This is a genomic window from Lonepinella sp. MS14434 (assembly GCF_042468235.1).
In the GTDB taxonomy this organism is placed as follows: Bacteria; Pseudomonadota; Gammaproteobacteria; order Enterobacterales; family Pasteurellaceae; genus Lonepinella.
In genome coordinates this window covers 353,381-374,245 of record NZ_CP170386.1, presented here as the reverse complement: position 1 = coordinate 374,245, position 20,865 = coordinate 353,381, and the positions used below count along the sequence as shown (strand labels likewise).

General features: G+C 38.7%; 20 protein-coding genes and 2 pseudogenes. 11 read left to right on the top strand and 11 right to left on the bottom strand.

Features of this window, described 5'->3' with window-relative positions; translation table 11 throughout:
* Together O1Q79_RS01870 and modD are read left to right on the top strand one after the other, a co-directional pair.
* On the top strand, positions 1-612 hold the full coding sequence (locus tag O1Q79_RS01870; protein WP_386692689.1) for an ABC transporter ATP-binding protein: 612 nt from the start codon (positions 1-3) through the stop codon (positions 610-612).
* Complete coding sequence (gene modD, locus O1Q79_RS01865; protein WP_386686989.1) at positions 609-1,454, top strand: ModD protein; 846 nt, start codon at positions 609-611, stop codon at positions 1,452-1,454. The genes O1Q79_RS01870 and modD overlap by 4 nt, the downstream gene beginning before the upstream one ends.
* A 71-nt stretch (positions 1,455-1,525) precedes the next feature.
* Here the strand turns inward: modD and celB are convergent, their stop codons facing one another.
* The 4 genes and pseudogenes from celB to O1Q79_RS01845 form a co-directional block, all read right to left on the bottom strand.
* Complete coding sequence (gene celB / locus O1Q79_RS01860; RefSeq protein ID WP_386693325.1) at positions 1,526-2,548, bottom strand: PTS cellobiose transporter subunit IIC; 1,023 nt, start codon at positions 2,546-2,548, stop codon at positions 1,526-1,528.
* Positions 2,549-2,584: 36 nt separating this feature from the next.
* Positions 2,585-3,133: pseudogene (locus O1Q79_RS01855) on the bottom strand (helix-turn-helix domain-containing protein); the annotation flags it as partial.
* Complete coding sequence (locus tag O1Q79_RS01850; RefSeq protein ID WP_386692688.1) at positions 3,130-5,370, bottom strand: S8 family peptidase; 2,241 nt, start codon at positions 5,368-5,370, stop codon at positions 3,130-3,132. The gene O1Q79_RS01850 and the pseudogene O1Q79_RS01855, both read right to left, overlap by 4 nt.
* Entirely contained in the window at positions 5,363-6,406 is a 1,044-nt protein-coding gene (locus O1Q79_RS01845; protein ID WP_386692686.1) for an AAA family ATPase, read from the bottom strand. Before O1Q79_RS01845 ends, O1Q79_RS01850 begins: the two co-directional genes overlap by 8 nt.
* A gap of 264 nt (positions 6,407-6,670) precedes the next feature.
* Here O1Q79_RS01845 and O1Q79_RS01840 point away from each other — a divergent pair.
* The 8 genes and pseudogenes from O1Q79_RS01840 to O1Q79_RS01805 all read left to right on the top strand — a co-directional run bounded on the left by O1Q79_RS01840 (position 6,671) and on the right by O1Q79_RS01805 (position 12,400).
* Positions 6,671-6,922, top strand: a pseudogene (locus O1Q79_RS01840) (hypothetical protein).
* A 130-nt stretch (positions 6,923-7,052) separates the two neighbouring features.
* The gene (locus O1Q79_RS01835; RefSeq protein WP_386692685.1) at positions 7,053-7,226 is read left to right on the top strand and encodes a hypothetical protein; all 174 of its coding nucleotides are present in this window, start codon (positions 7,053-7,055) and stop codon (positions 7,224-7,226) included.
* Between the two features lie 5 nt (positions 7,227-7,231).
* Entirely contained in the window at positions 7,232-7,381 is a 150-nt protein-coding gene (locus O1Q79_RS01830) for a hypothetical protein (protein ID WP_386692684.1), read from the top strand.
* Positions 7,382-7,634: 253 nt separating this feature from the next.
* The gene (gene prfC / locus O1Q79_RS01825; RefSeq protein ID WP_386692683.1) at positions 7,635-9,215 is read left to right on the top strand and encodes a peptide chain release factor 3; all 1,581 of its coding nucleotides are present in this window, start codon (positions 7,635-7,637) and stop codon (positions 9,213-9,215) included.
* 58 nt (positions 9,216-9,273) lie between these two features.
* On the top strand, positions 9,274-9,774 hold the full coding sequence (locus O1Q79_RS01820; protein ID WP_386692682.1) for a sigma-70 family RNA polymerase sigma factor: 501 nt from the start codon (positions 9,274-9,276) through the stop codon (positions 9,772-9,774).
* A gap of 9 nt (positions 9,775-9,783) precedes the next feature.
* Positions 9,784-9,963, top strand: coding sequence for a zf-HC2 domain-containing protein (locus tag O1Q79_RS01815; RefSeq protein WP_386687007.1), 180 nt, complete (start codon positions 9,784-9,786; stop codon positions 9,961-9,963).
* A 72-nt stretch (positions 9,964-10,035) separates the two neighbouring features.
* Positions 10,036-11,052, top strand: a complete 1,017-nt coding sequence (galE, locus tag O1Q79_RS01810) for a UDP-glucose 4-epimerase GalE (protein ID WP_386692681.1) — start codon at positions 10,036-10,038, stop codon at positions 11,050-11,052.
* A gap of 64 nt (positions 11,053-11,116) precedes the next feature.
* Complete coding sequence (locus O1Q79_RS01805; RefSeq protein WP_386692680.1) at positions 11,117-12,400, top strand: AmpG family muropeptide MFS transporter; 1,284 nt, start codon at positions 11,117-11,119, stop codon at positions 12,398-12,400.
* A gap of 63 nt (positions 12,401-12,463) precedes the next feature.
* Here O1Q79_RS01805 and cobB read toward each other — a convergent pair whose 3' ends face one another.
* The 7 genes from cobB to pth are packed head-to-tail and all read right to left on the bottom strand — an operon-like array spanning position 12,464 to position 18,304.
* Positions 12,464-13,171 carry a Sir2 family NAD+-dependent deacetylase gene (gene cobB, locus O1Q79_RS01800; protein WP_386692679.1) on the bottom strand — a complete coding sequence of 236 codons (708 nt, stop codon included), beginning with the start codon at positions 13,169-13,171 and terminating at the stop codon, positions 12,464-12,466.
* A gap of 35 nt (positions 13,172-13,206) precedes the next feature.
* Positions 13,207-14,616, bottom strand: coding sequence for a basic amino acid/polyamine antiporter (locus O1Q79_RS01795; RefSeq protein WP_386692678.1), 1,410 nt, complete (start codon positions 14,614-14,616; stop codon positions 13,207-13,209).
* A 45-nt stretch (positions 14,617-14,661) separates the two neighbouring features.
* Positions 14,662-15,210 carry a protein adenylyltransferase Fic gene (gene fic, locus O1Q79_RS01790; protein WP_386692677.1) on the bottom strand — a complete coding sequence of 183 codons (549 nt, stop codon included), beginning with the start codon at positions 15,208-15,210 and terminating at the stop codon, positions 14,662-14,664.
* A gap of 8 nt (positions 15,211-15,218) precedes the next feature.
* Positions 15,219-16,115 carry a homocysteine S-methyltransferase family protein gene (locus O1Q79_RS01785; RefSeq protein ID WP_386693324.1) on the bottom strand — a complete coding sequence of 299 codons (897 nt, stop codon included), beginning with the start codon at positions 16,113-16,115 and terminating at the stop codon, positions 15,219-15,221.
* Between the two features lie 19 nt (positions 16,116-16,134).
* On the bottom strand, positions 16,135-16,569 hold the full coding sequence (locus tag O1Q79_RS01780) for a methyltransferase family protein (protein WP_386689932.1): 435 nt from the start codon (positions 16,567-16,569) through the stop codon (positions 16,135-16,137).
* A gap of 45 nt (positions 16,570-16,614) precedes the next feature.
* On the bottom strand, positions 16,615-17,706 hold the full coding sequence (gene ychF, locus O1Q79_RS01775) for a redox-regulated ATPase YchF (protein ID WP_386689930.1): 1,092 nt from the start codon (positions 17,704-17,706) through the stop codon (positions 16,615-16,617).
* Positions 17,707-17,716: 10 nt separating this feature from the next.
* Positions 17,717-18,304 carry an aminoacyl-tRNA hydrolase gene (gene pth / locus O1Q79_RS01770; RefSeq protein WP_386692676.1) on the bottom strand — a complete coding sequence of 196 codons (588 nt, stop codon included), beginning with the start codon at positions 18,302-18,304 and terminating at the stop codon, positions 17,717-17,719.
* A gap of 470 nt (positions 18,305-18,774) precedes the next feature.
* Between pth and O1Q79_RS01765 the strand changes: the two genes are divergently transcribed.
* Complete coding sequence (locus O1Q79_RS01765; RefSeq protein ID WP_386692675.1) at positions 18,775-20,682, top strand: YadA-like family protein; 1,908 nt, start codon at positions 18,775-18,777, stop codon at positions 20,680-20,682.
* Positions 20,683-20,865 lie beyond the last annotated feature (183 nt).

Genomic DNA, 20,865 nt, shown 5'->3' with positions numbered 1-20,865 from the left:
ATGTTAAACATTCAAGATTTAAGTGTCGGTATTTTAAACCGACTAAACTTACATATTCAACCCAATGAATGTGTCGCTATCTTAGGTAAATCAGGCAGTGGTAAAACAACCTTGCTTAATGCTATCGCGGGCTATCTTGAGTATCAAGGTAACATCATTTTGGCTAGACAAAATATTAACCGACTTCCCCCTTGGCAACGTCAATGTCGTTATTTAAATCAACGGCTTTATTTGTTTCCACATAGAACGGTCAATGAAAATTTAGCCTTAGCACAAGGTACACACATTTCCTTGACAGAACAAATAGATTTGTTGCAACAGTTGGGTATTGAACATTTAATTGATCGTTATCCGCATCAAATCTCGGGGGGCGAACAACAACGGGTCGCACTGGCGAGAGTATTAATCAGTCATCCTAAATTATTGTTACTCGATGAACCTTTTTCTTCTCTTGATTGGGATACTCGTACCCAAATGTGGCAAATCATTAAACAAATAAAAACGCAATTTTCACTCACCATTTTAATGGTCACGCACGAACCGAAAGAAGCCGACTATCTGGCGGAACGTGCTATCTCTATCCACCATGGAACACTCAAGGAAACGCTATGATCTATTTTTCTGAACCAGAACTCGATAATTTTTTACTTGAAGATATTTATCGTGGTGATTTAACCACACATTGCTTAGATATTGGAAAAAAACCTGCTCGTATGTCATTTACACGTAAAAAAGCAGGTGTGGTAGCGGGTATTAATGTCGCATTACGTTTATTAACCAAATTGCATATTCAAGCTAATGCCTTTGTTCAAGATGGCGATGAAGTAACAGCGGGAACGCTACTTATTCAAGCAGAAGCCCAAGCCGATCAACTTCATCAAGCATGGAAAGTAGTACAACTGGTATTAGAGTGGAGTTGTGGTGTGGCACAATATACCGCAGAAATGGTGCAAAATGCCAAAGCGATAAACCCTAATGCCGTGGTGGCTTGTACGCGAAAAAGCATCCCTAACACCAGAAAATTAGCCACTGCTGCCGTGCTAGCTGGCGGTGGACATATTCACCGTCAAGGACTCAGTGAAACCCTTTTAGTCTTTACCAATCACCGTAATTTATTGGACGAACCAGAGAATTACATTGATATTGTGGCAACATTACGCCAACAAGCCCCTGAAAATAAAATCACCCTTGAAGCGGATAATTTAGCCCAGTGTCAAGCCATGTTATTGGCGAATCCTAATATTATTCAATTAGATAAATTTAGTTCAGATGATGTCAAAGCTGCTTTAGAGCTTAAGCAACAACTCAAATCTAATGTGATGTTATCCGTAGCAGGTGGGGTAAATAAAAATAATGTTGCGGATTTTGCTAAATTAGGTATTGACTTATTTATTACTTCTGCCCCTTATTATGCGATGCCAGAAGATATAAAAGTCATGATTGAGAAAAGATAAAAAAATGTTGTTATTTTATACCGCACTTTTATCAAAAATCGTTAAAAAAGTGCGGTATTTTTTTATGACGTTTACTGACTAACTTGTTCTGCTGCCTGTTCTTCTGTTGCTAATTTATTGTCATACACCTTAACAAACGGCAGATAAATTAACCAAGATACTAAAACACAAGATAATGCCAATGCTGCGGCACGCCAATCACCTGCTGTACCAATAAATGCACCAATACCAGCTGGAGATGGCCAAGGTACATTAGCAATTATTGGATTCACCCAATGTAATTTAATTGACCAATATGCCATAGACGCAGTCACCATTGGCGAAAGGAAAAATGGTATAGCTAAATATGGGTTATATACGATTGGTAAGCCAAAGATAATTGGCTCATTAATATTAAATATGCCTGGAGCAATAGACGCTTTGCCTAAAATCCGTAATTGTTGTGAACGAGCAAGAAAGGCTATAAATAAAGTTAGTCCCAATGTACCACCAGATCCACCAAGAAATACAAAACTATTGTAAAATTCACCTGCAAAAGGAATATTCGCTCCGTTTGCATTAGCTTGCAAATTACTTAATACAATTGGCACTAAAAAGGAACTAATAATATTGGCTCCATGAATCCCCACAATCCATAAGGCATGAATTAAGAAGAAAATCACCATCAACCCTAGCCAACTGTTAGCGATGTCGGTAACAAAAGCAAATGGAATGGCAATCACTTTAAAAATATCTGTACCAAATGCGATAAAGCCACCGTTAATCACTAATACCACTACTGCTACCGCAAAGGCTGGAATTAATGCCGTGAATGAGCGAGCAACACCTTCAGGTACAGCTTCTGGCATCTTAATTACCCAATTACGTTTCACGCAAAAACAGTAAATTTTCACCGTCAACAAAGACATAATAATTGCCGTAAAAATCCCTACCGTTCCCATACGATCAGGTCCACTGCCACCAATTACCCAACCATTAATGGTGGTGGCATCGGAGAATAACTGAATCCGACCATCTGCATAAAAAAGTTCTGGAATACATAAAAAGAACGCAAATAAAGCAAGTAAGGCACCATTTAACGGTGAAACTTTGATCTCATCTTCCTGTTCATGAATTTTGGTATGGACTCACTTACCACAGTATTCGCTCCCCCTATCTGTGAGAACACGTAACATTGGCAAGCCATGCGAAACAAAGAATGGTAAGATTTTATCATTCAGCATATCAGCCACTTCAATTTCACCATAAGTAATATCATCTTCTTTCTTGCGTTCTAGTGCTTCAACCTGACTTTCAAATAAGATAATTCCTTTCTCTGCAACCAGTTTTTCTAGAGTGGTTAATCGCTGTTTAAAGTTAGCCACATTATGTTTTAACCAAATAAAACACTCGCCACCAGCAGAAACGAAAACGCCTTGTTTACGCAATTCATTACTGACTTGAACTTGCCCAAAGGCTGGATTATCGAGAGCAATTTGAACAACTGCTTATTCAATTTTTTCATCTACTCGATTTTTAAGATTAAGAACACGTCTGCTTTGGTTAAGCAACGCCTCAACACCACCATTTTCAACTGCTTGTTGATAACGATAAAATGTATCTCGACTCATACCCATCATTTTACATGCTTGAGAAATATTTCTTAATTCTTGAGCTAAATTAAGTAAACCAGTCTTTATTCAAACACAATCTCTTCACTCAATTTATTGTAAATTTCAACCTGCGTTTCCACTTGTAATTGATTCACTAACCAACCACGTAATTGTGCTAGTTTAATAAAATCATCAATACGATTAACGCCATTTATTTCCTTTAAGGTAACCACCACGCCAAAACGAATACCTTCGCCATCTCGCTTTCTTAAGCGTTCAATGGTTCTTACACTCATTCCCCACTGCGGATTGTCTGTATTTAAAATAGTTTTAGCTTGTTTTCTTGGTGTAAACGTTTCGCTAATATGCTTTACGTTGTCCCATTTTCTAAATATATTTCTTGCTGAATCTTCTCGAATATAACCTGGAGCATCATCAAAATGTTGAGCATCATTATTAATGGCTTTAATAGTTTCTCCTTTTTTGTTAGATAGCCGCCCAAATACAAGATTGAGTTCTGTATTGGTATAATCAACCCCTTGATTTCTAGAGCATTTTGGAAAATAACACATTGTCGCCTTTGCCACATAAGGATGTTTACCATTGCTAATAGGGACAGGGAAATCATAATTATAGGAATGATATTTTTCCGACACATCAGAGACAATAAATTTAATTTCGTCATCACTTGTCGATAAAATATCTTTGATATTGATTGGCACAATGCCATTCCCAATTAACGTCATCTCTTCAAAGGATTTTTGATGATGCCAACCAATCGCAGAATCAATCAGCAAGGCTTTTGCTTCTTCTCGGCTTAATCCCATAATGTGAATAAGATAAGCCATTTTTCTTGCAATCAACGGAGCAGCAAAACTGGTTCCAGCTACTTGTCCTAAACCTAATGGCTCACACACATTAATAAACTTTCCATTACCACCGCCATAATAAGCAACATCTGGTTTCATAAAGAAAGATAAAACAATGCCTTGGCGAGAATAACTTGCTGGTTGATTTTCAAAATCAACCGAATTCACGATAATAGAATTTAACGAATCTGCTGGGGTACCAATTTTCTTTCTACCAGTCGATGAATTAGTTCCTGCCACAATAAAAATCACATCATTTTCAAATTGAATTTCATCTAAAACTGCGGCTTCTGCAGAAATAAAGTTTTCTCGAATTTCATCATTTGACCCCAAAGATAAATTCCAGACTTTAATATCCGTATTTTGAGATACAATTTCTTTAATCTGTTTAATGATCGTAAATGAATTAAAACCACTTTGGAGTGCTACACCAAAATGTCTGACCTGAAATCGCCCACAACCATCATCTAAATTCCGATTTAAATTTGGAGCATCGACAATTAAAGATGATACCGCTGTTCCGTGATTATAATCTCTGGATTCTTTAGGAATATCATCAGAAATCATATCGTGATATTCAACCCATTCGCTAAAATAAACATCTCGTTCAAATAAGGTATCAATCACGCCAATAACAGGTTCATTGGTAGGTGAAGGAATTGGAATTTCAATTTTTTCCACCACGGTTTTGAAATCATCCGGCGATAACATAGAGAAATCTTCCACCGCCATCGCCACTAAATAAGGAATTTTAGTATAGACAAGATTTAAATACTTTTCATCTAACAACACAGTCGTATTATCTAAAATATTCGCTGTAGAAATATCAATCCCAACCTTTTCAAGTAAAACACGAATATTGGTATTGACATCATAAAAAGTAACAATGGCATTTTTAATTTCCGATTGAGAAACTTCTTCTACATCAAACTTCTCAATAAATACAGAATCCCTTAAGATCGCTCTAAAAGCGGTTTTTGAAAGATGATATTTTTCATAAGGTAATGAATTAAATAGTTTTTTATCATCAAATTCTTTATCAGTGAGTTCACCATTAGGAAAAGTATCATTAAATAAATGAATTACATTTTCAGATAATACGATAGTATTATCTAATAATTCTCTAGATACATAATGGGTAATAATATGCTTATCTTTATCTGCGTTAAATTTAGCTCCCACAATAGAATCATTAGGTATTTCTTTTGTAGAACTTAAATAACCACTGATTCGATTACTTTTAGCAATGATTTTATTGTAATAAGCACTAAGCAATACGCCATCTAAAAGATTAATTTCTTGCCAAAACGTTCTAACTTTAAGTAATGATTGATGAATGGCTTTTAAATGAGATAGCTCAATTAGCGAATTTGCAGGGACTTTTACTCCGCTTATTCCATTTTTTCGTGGTTCTTGAGTAAATCTTTTTCCCCGTAAGGTTAAAATATTATTCATCTTTAGCTCCATTCAATTCTCGTGAAACACTACTTTTTGATATGCCAGTTAAAATTTCAATTTCTCTTACTGTAAAACCTAATTGGCTTAATCTATTTATGCTTAATGTTTTCCCATGGTGCATTGCTCTTAAAAACCGTTTGAGATAATCACTAGGTTCAGAAGGATCGCTAAATGCCAAAGACGTGCGTATTAAGTTTCTTAAGTCCCCTGGGTTTGGAATTTTCTTAGCCGTTTTTAAGATTTTCTTGAATAATCTTGAATCTTTTGTGGCATTTTTAAATTGTTTTAAGAAATCATTTAAAATAACTTCAGCAACTTCAATCTTGTCATCATCAGAATAACGATCGAAATCAATCGTGGCATCAAATCGTCTAACTAATGCTTTATCCAAATTATCGTAAAGATTAGTTGTGGCAATAATAATAGCTTCTGGATTTAGATTATCTAAAGATTTTAAAAAGGTAGAAGTCACTCTCCCCATTTCTCGAATATCATTTTGATTGATACGATCTAAAGCAATAGTATCGATTTCATCAAATAAAATAACGTAATTATTGAGAAATGGTAACTGATTGATTTCATTAAAAACCAGAATGATATTTTTAGCCGTTTGCCCTAATTTGCTATCTATTAAATGGCTAAAATCAACCAATAACAATTCTCTATTGAGTAATCGAGCAACATGCTTAGCACTTTCTGTTTTCCCTGTACCAGGTGAACCAATAAATAAAAATTTATTAATACCAATATCATGATTTATAGCATTAATAATGCCTTTTAAATCATTCATTATCATAGTCGGTAAAGGTAAAGAACCAAGATTTAACTTAACAGGAATAAGATTTGAATTTTCACTTTCTGCTTGTGGAATAAAACGATTGGTTTGAGAAATCAATCCCATAATATACTGAGCAAGTTGTGAATCTCCTGATTTATCAAAATCACGAGCAATATCAACCGTTTGATTTCTAAATTCGATTTCTTTGTTTTCATAGTGATACTTGATTAAATCAAGCACATCTGACTTTTTCATAATAACTTGCCCTATTGTGTATAGGGTACAAGTTTACAATCAAATAGGGACAAGATCAATATATTTTGGGACAAAATTAATTTTAATACAAGATAATTAAGTGGTGAATTGAAAGCTAATAGATAGGTGAATATTTAAAAATCGGGCAACATTCCATTGCCCGATTATCGTTTCTCTTAAACCATTTCTTTAATGCTTAACATTGCATATTTCCCTATTAAGTGATAGAAATACAGCTATCTCATTTTTAATATGGAAAACCCTATGAAACCTATCATTTACTTCGCCCCTTGGTGTCTCTTTCTTTGCTGAACTTGAGCGTTTAAATGTGGAATATCAAGCGTTAGATATGATTAATGATCGTTTAAATTTTAAAGCTTTTTTGAAGCTACGTGATCATTTCTAGCGTTTGAAAATGCCAAAGCTAACGACTATATTGGCATTCCTGCGTTAGTGTTGGGTGAGCAAGTGATTTTGGATATTGATGAATTGAAAAGGTGTTTGCAAAATAGGTAACAATATGAAAAAACTTGGAATTATTGGCGGTATGTCTCCTACGAGTACGGCGACTTATTACAGCGACATTAACCGCATTGTTAATCAAACTAAAGGCGGCAATACCACTTCTCTAATCTGACTTTATAGTGTGGATTTTAGTGAAATCGTGGTATGCCAAAAATCTGGTGATAGACAAAAAGCGGGAGCAGGGGGAATTTTAGCTCAAGCGACTACAGATTTAGAGAAAATTGTTGCTGATGCGGTAATGATTACGACAAATACCATGCACAAGGTGGCAGAGATCAAATTTCCGAGCCATTGATTAATGTGATTGAAGTTACCGCTAAAGCTATTGAACAACAAGGCTTAAATAAAGTTGCGTTACTTGGTACAGCGTTTGTGATGCAACAAGATTTTTATAAATCAGGCTTATCCAAACAAGGTATCACCGCTGTTGTGCCAACGGAACAAGAGTAAGCGGAAATTCATCGTATGATTTTTGATGAATTATGTGTCGGCAAAATCCTGCCTCAATCTAAAGCCTTTTATTTGCAAGTCATCGAAAACCTAAAACAGCAAGGCATTCAAAGCGTGATTTTAGGTTGTACAGAAATAGGTTTGTTAATTCAAAATGATGCCAAATGGTTTCCTGTATGTTTAGTGCTTGCACCCACTCTCAAAATCAAGGACAATACAGCATTAATTTTATCTATTCAAAAACAGACAAAAAATGACCTATCCACAACAAGTAAACAAACGTCGCACTTTTGCGATTATTTCTCACCCCGATGCGGGGAAAACCACCATTACAGAAAAAGTGTTGCTCTATGGAAATGCGATTCAAACCGCAGGTTCAGTAAAAGGTAAAGGCTCTCAGGCTCATGCGAAATCCGACTGGATGGAAATGGAAAAGCAACGGGGGATTTCGATTACCACATCCGTGATGCAATTTCCGTACAACGATTGTTTGGTGAATTTGCTCGACACCCCTGGACACGAAGATTTCTCGGAAGATACCTACCGCACATTAACCGCTGTGGATAGCTGTTTGATGGTGATTGACAGTGCCAAAGGGGTGGAAGAACGTACCATTAAATTAATGGAAGTCACAAGATTACGTGATACGCCGATTGTTACCTTTATGAACAAACTCGACCGTGATATTCGTGACCCCATGGAATTGTTGGACGAAGTGGAAAACGTGTTGAAAATCCATTGTGCGCCGATTACTTGGCCTATCGGTTGCGGCAAGCTGTTTAAAGGGGTGTATCATTTATATAAAGATGAAACCTATTTATACCAAACAGGGCAAGGGCATCGCATTCAAGATGTGCGAGTTATCAAAGGGCTAAACAATCCCGAATTGGATCAAACCGTGGGCGAAGATTTGGCTCAGCAGTTGCGTGATGAACTGGAACTGGTGCAAGGTGCATCTAATGAATTTGATCACGATTTGTTTATTAATGGCGAACTCACGCCTGTTTATTTTGGGACGGCGTTAGGTAATTTCGGTGTGGATCATTTCTTAGATGGGCTAACTCAATGGTCGCCGGCTCCGCAGCCACGACAAGCCGACACTCGTTTAGTAGAAAGTGCGGAAGAAAAATTCAGCGGTTTTGTGTTTAAAATTCAAGCCAACATGGATCCAAAACACCGTGACCGCGTGGCGTTTATGCGTGTGGTATCAGGCAAATATGAAAAAGGCATGAAACTTCGTCATGTTCGCCTTGGTAAAGATGTGGTGATTTCTGATGCGTTGACTTTTATGGCGGGCGACCGCACCCATGCAGAAGAAGCCTACGCAGGCGATATTATCGGTTTGCATAATCACGGTACCATTCAAATTGGCGATACCTTTACCCAAGGAGAAGATCTGAAATTTACAGGCATTCCGAACTTCGCCCCTGAACTGTTCCGCCGTATTCGCTTAAAAGATCCGCTCAAACAAAAGCAATTACTCAAAGGCTTGGTACAACTTTCCGAAGAAGGAGCGGTGCAAGTGTTTCGTCCATTAATAAACAACGATTTAATTGTTGGTGCAGTGGGTGTGTTACAGTTTGATGTGGTGGTTTCTCGGTTGAAATCCGAATATAACGTGGAGGCCATTTACGAAAATGTGAACGTGGCAACGGCTCGTTGGGTGGAATGTGCTGATGTGAAAAAATTTGAAGAATTTAAACGCAAAAATGAGCAAAATTTAGCCTTAGACGGTGGCGATAATTTAACCTATATTGCCCCAACCATGGTAAATCTGAATTTAGCTCAAGAACGTTATCCTGATGTGACATTTTTTAAAACGAGGGAACATTAATTTGCAAGCTACACCATCGTTAATACAATCAGAACAACTCGCTGAAATAAGGGAGCAAATGTTGAAATTTGCACTACTTCAACTACGAGATATGACCATTGCAGAAGATATGGTGCAAGAAGCCTTATTAAGTGCAGTGAAAAATATTGATAATTTTCAACGTCAATCCGCATTGAAAACATGGATTTTTGCTATTCTGAAAAATAAAATTATTGATTATTTACGTCAAAAAGATCGTTTTGTACTTGAAAGTGACCTTGTGGATGATGATGAAGAAAATAACCAATTTTTCGATCAAAATGGTCATTGGAAAACAGAATATTATCCTGAAAGCTGGCAAGAAAACGCAGTTTATTCAGATGAATTCTGGCTATTATTTGAAACCTGTTTAACTCATTTACCAGCTAAACAAAGCCGTGTTTTTATGATGCGAGAATATTTAGATTTTTCTGCTGATGAAATTTGCCACGAAGTAAATATTACCAGTGGAAACCTACATATCTTACTGTATCGAGCGAGATTACAGTTACAACATTGTTTAGCGACCAAATTAAATTAGGAATGAAAAATGAAATGTTTACAAATTACTAAACTTATTTCTGATGCTCAAGAGCGAGAGCTTAATTTTAATGAGAAAATAGGTGTGAAAACGCATGTAATACTGTGTACTCATTGCCGTGCATTTCAATTACAATGCAAACAATTACACCAACTGATGAAACAATTTGCTGGCAATAAACCTCAATAATTCGATTATTACTTTATCAAACAAGATAACGGATTTATACTATCTACAGCACATCAACAGAAGGAAAATATTATGGCAATTTTAGTCACTGGTGGAGCGGGTTATATCGGTTCACATACTGTCGTTGAATTATTCAATGCTAACAAAGAAGTAGTTGTATTAGACAATCTGTGCAATTCTTCGGAAAAATCCCTTGAACGGGTTGCTCAAATTACAGGTAAACAAGCCAAATTTTACCAAGGTGATATTTTAGATAGTGCATTATTACAACAAATCTTTGCTGAAAATAACATTGAATCAGTGATCCATTTTGCTGGTTTAAAAGCTGTCGGTGAAAGTGTACAGAAACCTATTGAGTATTATCGCAATAACGTGGTGGGTTCATTAAATTTAATTGAACAAATGCGTAAAGCAGGCGTGTGGAATTTTGTATTTAGCTCATCTTCTACGGTTTATGGCGATCCTGACGTTATTCCTGTGACGGAAGATTGTAAAGTAGGTGGTACAACTAATCCTTATGGTACATCAAAATTAATGGTAGAACAAATGCTAACCGATATTGCTAAAGCGGAACCGAAATTTAGCATTACGCTCTTACGTTATTTTAACCCTGTTGGAGCGCATGAAAGTGGTTTAATCGGTGAAGATCCGAATGGTATTCCAAATAATTTAATGCCTTATATTGCTCAAGTGGCTGTGGGTAAATTAAAAGAATTATCTATTTTTGGTAATGATTACAATACACCTGATGGCACTGGTGTACGTGATTATATTCACGTTGTTGACCTTGCCATTGGACACGTTAAAGCGCTTGCTCGTCATGAAAATGATGGTGGATTACATATTTATAATTTAGGTACGGGTGTAGGTTATTCTGTATTAGATATGGTGAAAGCCTTTGAACAAGCGAATAATATCGTTGTTCCATATAAATTTGCCCCTCGCCGTGCGGGTGATATTGCTGAAAATTACGCTGATGCAAGCCGTGCTTTAAAAGAATTAGGCTGGAAAGCAGAACGTGATTTGAATGCCATGATGCAAGATACGTGGAATTGGCAGAAAAATAATCCGCAAGGCTATAAAGACTGATTAATCATAAAAGTGCGGTAAAAAACACCGCACTTTTCCATTCAAATTTCATTATATTTTAACTATGCCAAATAAATCTTCCGTTTTCTCACAAATTTTTAGTCGCAATATGCTGATCTGTATTTTTACAGGTTTCAGCTCGGGGTTGCCTTTTTATATTCTAATTTCCTTATTACCGATTTGGCTACGCTCCGAACAGGTGGATTTAAAAACCCTTGGTTATTTCACCGCAGTTACTCTTCCTTTTACATGGAAATTTTTATGGTCGCCTTTGCTTGACCGTTATTCAATGCCTTTTCTTGGTCGTCGTCGTGGTTGGATTTTGGTTTCACAAATTCTGTTATTAATCTCAATGGCTTTATTTGGTTTTATTTCCCCACATACCAATCAAGGATTAACTTTAATTGCTGGTTTGGCAACACTGTGTTCCTTTTTCTCCGCCAATCAAGATGTTGTGCTTGATGCTTACCGCCGAGAAATTTTATCGGATGAAGAATTAGGGCTAGGCAATTCCATTCACGTCAATGCTTATCGAATTGCAGGTTTAGTACCAGGATCACTTTCCTTAATTTTATCCGATTATCTCCCATGGCAAACTGTCTTTATCATTACTGCTCTGTTTATGTTACCTGGTATTTTTATGACCTTATTTATTAGCCGTGAACCCAAAATTGAGTTAAATTCGCACCGCACTTTAAAAGATAATGTGATTGAACCGTTTAAAGAATTTTTTAATCGTAAAGGAATTTGGTCAGCATTGGCTATTTTAGCGTTTATTTTTCTCTATAAACTCGGTGATAGTATGGCAACAGCACTAATTTCACCGTTCTATTTAGATATGGGTTTTAGCAATAGCCAAATCGGTCTTGTAGCAAAAAACGCTTCACTTTGGCCTATGGTGATCGCAAGTATTATTGGTGGCATTGTTATGCTAAAAATTGGGATTAATAAAGCATTATGGTTATTTGGTGTAGTGCAGATCATTACGATTCTGGGTTTTGCATGGCTCGCTAAACAAGGTCCCTTTGAACAAATTGGCACTTATGAGCTATTCGCTCTTAGCTTAGTTATTGCTGCAGAATACATCGGTATTGGGTTAGGAACATCTGCTTTTGTTGCATTTATGGCGAGAGAAACCAATCCGCTTTATACAGCAACACAACTTGCCTTATTCACCAGTTTATCAGCGTTGCCAAGAGCCACATTAAACACCCAAGCAGGCAGTCTAATTGATTGGCTTAGCTATTACGATTATTTCTGGCTGTGTTTTTGGTTGGCCATTCCGGGTATGGTTTGCTTGATTTGGATTGCGCCTTGGCAACAAAAATCAGCAAATATTCTTTCTTAAAATAATTATCTTAACTGGATTATAGATACCGATAAACAACAGCTAAAAATATTTTTAATATACCTATTCCGCGATGCCAATTTCATTCACAAACTGCGGTACTAATTCACCTGCTTTTCCTACTCTCACATCGACAAAATGCGAACGAATCTGACTGGGTTCTAAATTGATTTCAATAGTCTTACATTGAGGGCTGACTTCCTGCACAAAACCTGCGGCAGGATAAACATTGCCCGATGTGCCAATGGAAACAAAATAATCACATTCATTTAAAGCCTGATAAATCCGTTCCATTTGTAACGGCATTTCGCCAAACCACACAATATGCGGACGCAAACGGCGTGGTGGTTGGCAACAGGTACAACGATCCTGTTCGGTAATATCCTTTGTCCAGTCGTAAATTTTCCCCGACCAATTACACCGCACTTTTAATAATTCGCCGTGCATGTGAATCAGATTTTTTGTGCCTGCACGTTCGTGCAAGTTATCCACATTTTGTGTTACCACTAACACATTATCACCGAATTTCTGTTCTAATTTAGCCAAGGCAAGATGAGCCGCATTGGGCTGAATGTCAGGGTTAAATAGCTGACGGCGGCGTTGATTATAAAACCGTTGCACCAATTCTGGATTACGCTCAAAGCCTTCGGGGGTAGCAACATCTTCAATACGATGTTCTTCCCACAAGCCATCACTGGCACGAAATGTGCGAATACCTGATTCGGCGGAAATGCCCGCCCCCGTTAGGATAACGATTTTAGGTTGTTTCATTTTCTTTCCTTATGGCTTTGTTTATAGTGAATAAATTATGCAGCCAATAACTCAGGTAAACGATAAACCGCATACACAAAAATCGCTAAAATCACCGCTAAAATGCCTTTTTCAGCCCCTGTTAAGGTGATTTTGCCGTGGAATTTTCGGTTGGAATACAGGAATAATAAAATCCCTGGTACATACAACACCACCGACAATAACAAATATTCCAAGCCTGCCGCATAGACGATCCATAGCCCGTAAAGTGATGCCATAAAACCCGTGAGTTTAATGTACCACGCCGCATTGATCTGAATGGAGAGCTTGAATAAATACGCCCCGATTAAGAAATACGGGATTAAAATCATTGAGGTGGAAATCATCAATAAATTGTTATAGCTTTGCTCAAAGACCAACACCAAGACCAAACAAAATTGCACCACAAAGCCCGTAAACCATAGCGAGTTAATCGGTGTGCCGTTTTGGTTGAGTTTGTCTAGAATTTTTGGAAATGCCCCATTTTTTGCACCGCAGTATGGCACTTCGGCAGAGTACATTGTCCAGCTGATATAAGAGGCTAACACCGACACAATCAAACAAGCGGTGATAATCACTTTTCCTGTCGAACCCATCATGGCATCAAGTAATGGACCCATAGACGGATTCGGCATATTGGCGATAACCTCACGGGGTAAAATCCCCAAAGATAAAATGGTGATTGCCACATAAAGCACCAAGGCGATTACAATACCGAGTACCGTTGCCAAGCCCACATCGGAACGTTTTTTGGCGTGAGCGGAAAGTACCGCCGCACCTTCTACGCCCGTGAACACCCAAAGGGTAATTAACATCGTGTCTTTCACTTGATCGCCCACCGTGTTATTAAGTGCGGTGGCTTTTACGTCCGTATTAAATAAATCCGCATCAAAATACCACAAGCCCAATGCAATAAACAAAATTAACGGAGCGACTTTCACAAAGGTTGCCACCAGATTGACTGCTGCCGCCTCTTTTACGCCCCCTGCAATTAAGGCGTGAACGAGCCACACGATAATTGATGAACCAATAAAGGCGGCAATGGTATTGCCTTGTCCGAAAATCACGGTGGTTTCGCTATCCGTAAACACGCCCAAGCCTTCAAACGCCACGGTTAAATAGCCCACAATCCCGATAGTGGCACACAGCCAATAACCCCAAGCGGACATAAAGCCCATCAATTCGCCAAAGCCTTCACGGGCGTAGGTGTAAATACCGCCGTCTAATTCAGGACGAAGACGGGAGATAAAAAAGAATGACAGCCCGAGAAAAATAATCCCGATCCCCGTAATCAGCCAGCCGATAGAAATCGCTTCCGCCCCTGCGACGGCTGCCATATTTTGTGGAAGACTAAAAATCCCCGAGCCAATCATAGAGCTTAGTACCAACGCCGTTAGCGACACCAAGCCGATTTTTTTGTTTGACATAATTGCTTTCCTTTTAGGTTAAATTAGGGTCTGTTGACCTTTTAGTTAAGGCTGTTTTTGATAGCCCTCATAATAATAAGATTGTTCAATGCCTTTGAAAATTATTTCACGATTATCCACATCATCAGTTAAATTGGTTTGCAATAAATACCGCAGTTCCAAATCATTCACAGGGCTACGTTCCATCGCTTGTAAATACAAGGTTTTATCCACATTTTGCCAATTGACTACCTTGCCTAAATTTTTCCGTAAAATTAAATCCAACCAAATACGACTAGATCGACCATTGCCTTCCATAAAGGGATGAGCTATATTCATTTCCACATATTTTTCAATGATTTGCTCAAAAGTGGTTTCAGGCATTTGCTCAATTTTTACTAATACTTCTTTGAGATAAATCACATTGGCAAAGCGAAAATAGCCCTTGGAGATATTATATTGGCGAATTTGCCCAGCAAAATCATACAGCCCCGTAAATAAGGCGTGATGAATTTGTTGCAAACCTTTGACTGTGCCAACTTCAAATTGATAGACGTCGCCCGTGTCAAAAATTCGGTAGGCATTTTCGAGGCTTTGTTGAACAAGAGATTTCATTATATTTCCTATTTCAAATTCTTCGCTAATACTGCAATATAATCCACCCCAATTCCACAGCAACCACCGATAATACTGGCCCCTTGAGCCGTCCATTTTTTTGCCCATTGCAAATAGGCTGGCGGATCGAGATCGTTGCGGACTTCATCTAGCCCGTCATTCGCCGTGGCATCTTCAGGTTGCGGTGCAAATGCGTTGGCATACGCCCCTGTTTGGATATGAAGTGCGGTGTGTTTTTCTAGCGTTTTTCGAGTAACGATTAACGCCTGTTCAATCACTTCGGGTTGGCAACAATTAAACAAAATCGCCTGTACGCCAATTTCGATCATTTTTTCCACCGCACTTTGCACGCTTTCACCTGAACGTAGTTGCGGTTCGGGAGTAGGTTTGTCATCGGTTAAGGTGAATGACACCCATAGCGGACGTTCATCTTTTGGTAACAATTTTTGCACGGAAACAGGCTCAATAATCGCACTTTGGGTTTCGCATAGCCAGATATCCACATAAGGGGACAGCCCATCAATAATGGGTTGAGCAATTTCCGCAAAGCAATTAGGTTGGATTAAATCTGCCCGATACGAGCCGAACATTGGGGGGAGCGATCCTGCAATTTTAGTGGTCAAAACACCTGAATTTTGCACCGCATTTTGTGCCAGTCGTCCAGCCCGTTCAGCAAGCATTTTGCCATTGGCGTGAAAACGTTGTTCGCCAATATGAAACGGTACTACGGCATAGCTGTTGGTGGTGATCACTTCCGCCCCTGCCTTGATAAATTCTTCATGCACCTGTTGCACAGCGGACGGCTTTTCAATTAACGATAACGCTGACCATTCGGGTTGGCGGAATGGTGCGTTTAATCGCATAAGTTCACGGCTCATACCGCCGTCTAAAATGGTGATAGTCATCATATTTCCTTAAATTTTGTTAAATCCAACGTCTTACCTTTTGTTGGTATTGTAAAAAATCTTGCCCGAATTTTTGTTTTAATATACGTTCTTCGGGTTGAATTTGAAAGCGATTTAAATAAGCAATAAAGCCAATAATTACTAAAAAGCCTAAGGCTTGTTGTTGCCAAAAAGTAAAAGCGAGTAGAAAGCAAACTAAACTTAAATACATAGGATTACGGCTAAATCGGTAAATCCCGTAAGTAATGAGATGAACACTTTGCTCAGGGCGATGTGGGTTAATTGTAGTTTTATGTTGATAAAATGGATACAAGCTCGCTATAGCAATAATAATACCTGTAAAAATAAAGAGATAACTCAACCAATTAGCTAAAGGCAACGCTATTTTAGGTAGCCAGTAGATGAATGCGACTGCCAATAAAAATAAAATAGGTGGGGGAAGTTTAAGTTCCATAAATATTGTTAAATAGGGCGTATGCAATACTACGCCCTTGCAAGGTTACACATTAAATCTAAAGTGCATGACATCACCGTCTTGCACGATATACTCTTTTCCTTCCAACCGCCATTTGCCCGCTTCTTTCGCCCCGTTTTCACCTTTGAATTGGATAAAATCATCATAGGCGATCACTTCGGCACGAATAAAGCCTTTCTCAAAATCGGTGTGAATTACAGCGGCGGCTTTCGGTGCGGTTGCCCCCACAGAAACCGTCCATGCACGCACTTCTTTCACGCCTGCGGTGAAATAGGTTTGTAAATTTAACAAAGCATAACCAGCACGAATGACACGGTTTAAACCAGGTTCTTCAATGCCTAAGTCTTGTAAAAATTCGACTTTTTCATCATCTTCTAATTCAGCAATTTCTGCTTCAATCGCCGCACACACAGGCACAACAACCGCCCCCTCTTTTTCCGCAATGGCACGCACTTGATCTAAATACGGGTTATTTTCAAAACCGTCTTCATTCACATTAGCAATGTACATTGTCGGTTTTAAGGTTAAAAAATTATAGCCTTTAATCGCAAAAAGTTCGTCTTTATCTAAATTAACTTCACGAATCATGCCTGCATTTTCTAACACAGGCAGGATTTTTTCCATAATGGATAATTCAAATTTAGCCTCTTTATCACCGCCTTTGGCTCGTTTTTGCAAGCGTTGAATAGCACGTTCACAGCTGTCTAAATCCGCTAACGCCAACTCCGTATTGATAATCTCAATATCGTCCGCAGGGTTGATTTTACCTGCTACGTGAACAATATCATCGTTCTCAAAACAACGTACCACGTGTCCGATAGCATCGGTTTCACGAATATTGGCTAAAAATTTATTGCCTAAACCTTCGCCTTTACTTGCCCCAGCCACAAGACCTGCAATGTCCACAAATTCCATTGTGGTTGGTAATACCCGTTCAGGTTTGACAATCTCTGCCAACGCATCTAAGCGTGGATCGGGCATTGGCACCACACCTGTGTTTGGCTCAATGGTACAAAACGGATAATTTGCCGCTTCAATACCTGCTTTGGTTAATGCGTTGAAAAGGGTTGATTTTCCGACATTGGGTAAACCCACGATACCACATTTAAATCCCATTTTTTATTCCTTACTCTACTTTAAAACTGTTTAATCGGTTAGTGGCTTTTACCACTCCGTCTTTGAATAATACGTCCACACAACGACTGGCTTCGTCAATGGCGGCGTTGATTTTTTCCTGATCTTTTGGGGCAGCTTTGCTTAATACATAACCTGCCACCAATTCTTTACTGCCTGGGTGATCAATGCCAATACGAATCCGATAGAAATTTTTGTTATTACCTAATACCGCAATAATATCTTTCAGCCCGTTATGCCCACCATGTCCACCACCTTGCTTGATTTTCGCTACGCCACAGGGTAAATCCAACTCATCGTGTACCACGAGAATTTCTTCAGGTTGAATGCGAAAGAAATTGGCTAATGCACCCACCGCTTTACCGCTTAAATTCATAAAAGTGGTTGGCACAAGCAACCATACATCACCAAGTGCGGTGGAAATCTTGGCAGTTTTACCAAAATATTTGTTGTCGTCTTTCAGACTAACATTATGTGAACGGGCAATTTCATTGACTAGCCATTCCCCTGCGTTATGACGAGTTCCCTCATATTTTGCCCCAGGATTGCCTAATCCGACAATTAATTTGATTTCAGACATAGATGATTCCGTTAGTCAAAAATAAGGGGATATTATAGCGGAACGTGGTAAATTTCGCCATTAAAAAGGAAAGTTTTATCATGCCACTCCCTTGCTATTTTTGATTTATTGGTTTAATCTGATGTTTAAATCAATAATTTTTGTTGCATATGAAGAGAATTTATCATTAAATTGACCAAATCCTTACAGGCTGACTGAAGCCATGTAGGGAATAATAGAGAAAATATCTTAATTGCCAGTATATTGACGTCACCAATCACAGTATAAATATATGAAACCATTTTTCTTAAGGAGCAAGCAAGCAAATTTTCTGGACATAATTTTATATTGTCAAGTGTCCTTTACATTTGCAATTCTTATTTTTCCAAAATTTCAGATCCTAAAAAACGCCTAGTGGGTATCATGCCTGATGCCTGCTAGGCGTTTTTTATTCCATCTTACCTATTTAATCAAAATTGAGAGAAATGAAGATGAAAAAAAATTACATTACGTTATTTATTTTAACGACGTTAGGCTTATTACAGGGGGAAGCACAAGCAACCATTGTTGAAGGTACGATTATTTCCGGCAACAATTCAACAGCAATAGGAACGGATTCTAGTGTTACAGGGAATAATTCAAATGCGATTGGGAATAAAGCCAATGCATCAGGGACCAGTGCCAATGCGATTGGAGATTCTGCCACGGCTTCAGAGCAAAGTTCAAATGCGATTGGAAATTCTGCCAAGGCTTCAGAGATAAATTCAAATGCAGTAGGCAATAATGCGAAAGCCTCAGGTTTTGCTTCAAATGCGATAGGAAATTATGCTAATGCTAAATATCTAGCGAATGCTATAGGGAATAATGCTAATGCTTCAGGTAATGCTTCAAATGCGATAGGAAGTAATGCTAATGCTTCAAATTATGCTTCAAATGCTATCGGGCTGCAAGCGAATGCTTCAGGGGAGAGTTCAAATGCAGTAGGCGATAGTGCGAAAGCCTCGGGTAGCGCTTCAACAGCGATAGGGAGTAAGGCCATTGCTTCAGGTGATAATTCAAATGCCATTGGGTTTTATGCTAATGCCTCAGGTAGTGCTTCAAATGCTATCGGGCTGCAAGCGAATGCTACAGGTAGCCTTTCAACAGCGATAGGGGCAGCAGCCAATGCTTCGGGGATCCATGCGAATGCGATGGGGACAAATACCATTGCTTCTGCAGAAAATTCGACCGCTATAGGAACTTCAGCCAGAGCTTTAGAGGAAAGTGCAATAGCCATAGGGACAGCAGCCAATGCTTCAATCGCTAACTCCATTGCCTTAGGAAGTCATTCCACTACAAGTGCTATTGATAATACAGAAAATGCCACCACTTTGTCTTATACCGACAGTACAAATACAATAAAATCGGTAAGTTATGCTGGTAGTACAAATGTGGTTGGGGTAGTATCTGTAGGAAATGCCGACCAAGCCCGACAAATTCAGCATGTGGCAGCGGGTAGCGTAACGAATAATTCAACGTATGCGGTGAATGGTAGTCAATTATATGCAGTGCAACAAATGGCACAAGAAGGGTTAAATGCTTCTTACCAATTGCAGACGGATTTGACGAAAACAAATAGTAATGTGGTAGCCCTTACTACCAGAGTAGATAATACTGACAATAATGTGACAGCCCTTACTACCAGAGTAGATAATACTGATAGCAATGTGACAGCCCTTACTACTAGAGTAGATAATACTGATAGTAATGTGACAGCCCTTACTAGCAGAGTAGATAACACTGATAGTAATGTGACAGCCCTTACTAGCAGAGTAGATAATACTGATAGCAATGTAACGGCTCTTACTACCAGAGTAGATAACACTGATAGCAATGTAACGGTTCTTACTACCAGAGTAGATAATACTGATAGCAATGTGACAGCCCTTACTACTAGAGTAGATAACACTGATAGTAATGTGGCTGATGTGACTACAAGAGTCGGCATCACGGAAGCAAGTGTGGCAGCGGTGGCGTTGCGTGCCACCAATAATGAAGCATCGATAGTGAATTTAAATACTGATGTTGTTGGTTTGGATACTCGAGTGACGGTTTTGGAAAATAATCAGCTCAGTAATAATATCGCTGTAGGAAAACGTTTTAATTATATTGAACAGCGTATTGATAAACTAGAACGCAATGCCTACGATGGTACGGCATTAGCACTTGCGACGGCAGGATTAGCCACGCCACCACAAGGCAAAACAGGGTTTTCTGTGGGTGCTGGGTTCTATCGAGACAGCCAAGCTATTGCTGCAGGGTTTGCTCACACTGGCAATAATTGGAATATTAAAGCCTCTGCCAGTACGGTAGGGAACCGCAATTATGGTGGTCAAGTGGCGGTGGGATTTTTCTGGTAAGTGAAATCTTGAGTTGACGCGAGGTAACTAAGGGTAATTGGCTTTGGGGGATCACGCAAAGCCAATTCTTTTTACTCTGTTTTTACAACGCTAGAACTAGAGCCTGTTGACAATCATAATGGTTTCAAAACGGCAACCCAAATAAATATTAACGGCAAACGAAACATCGGTCTTTTCAGAACG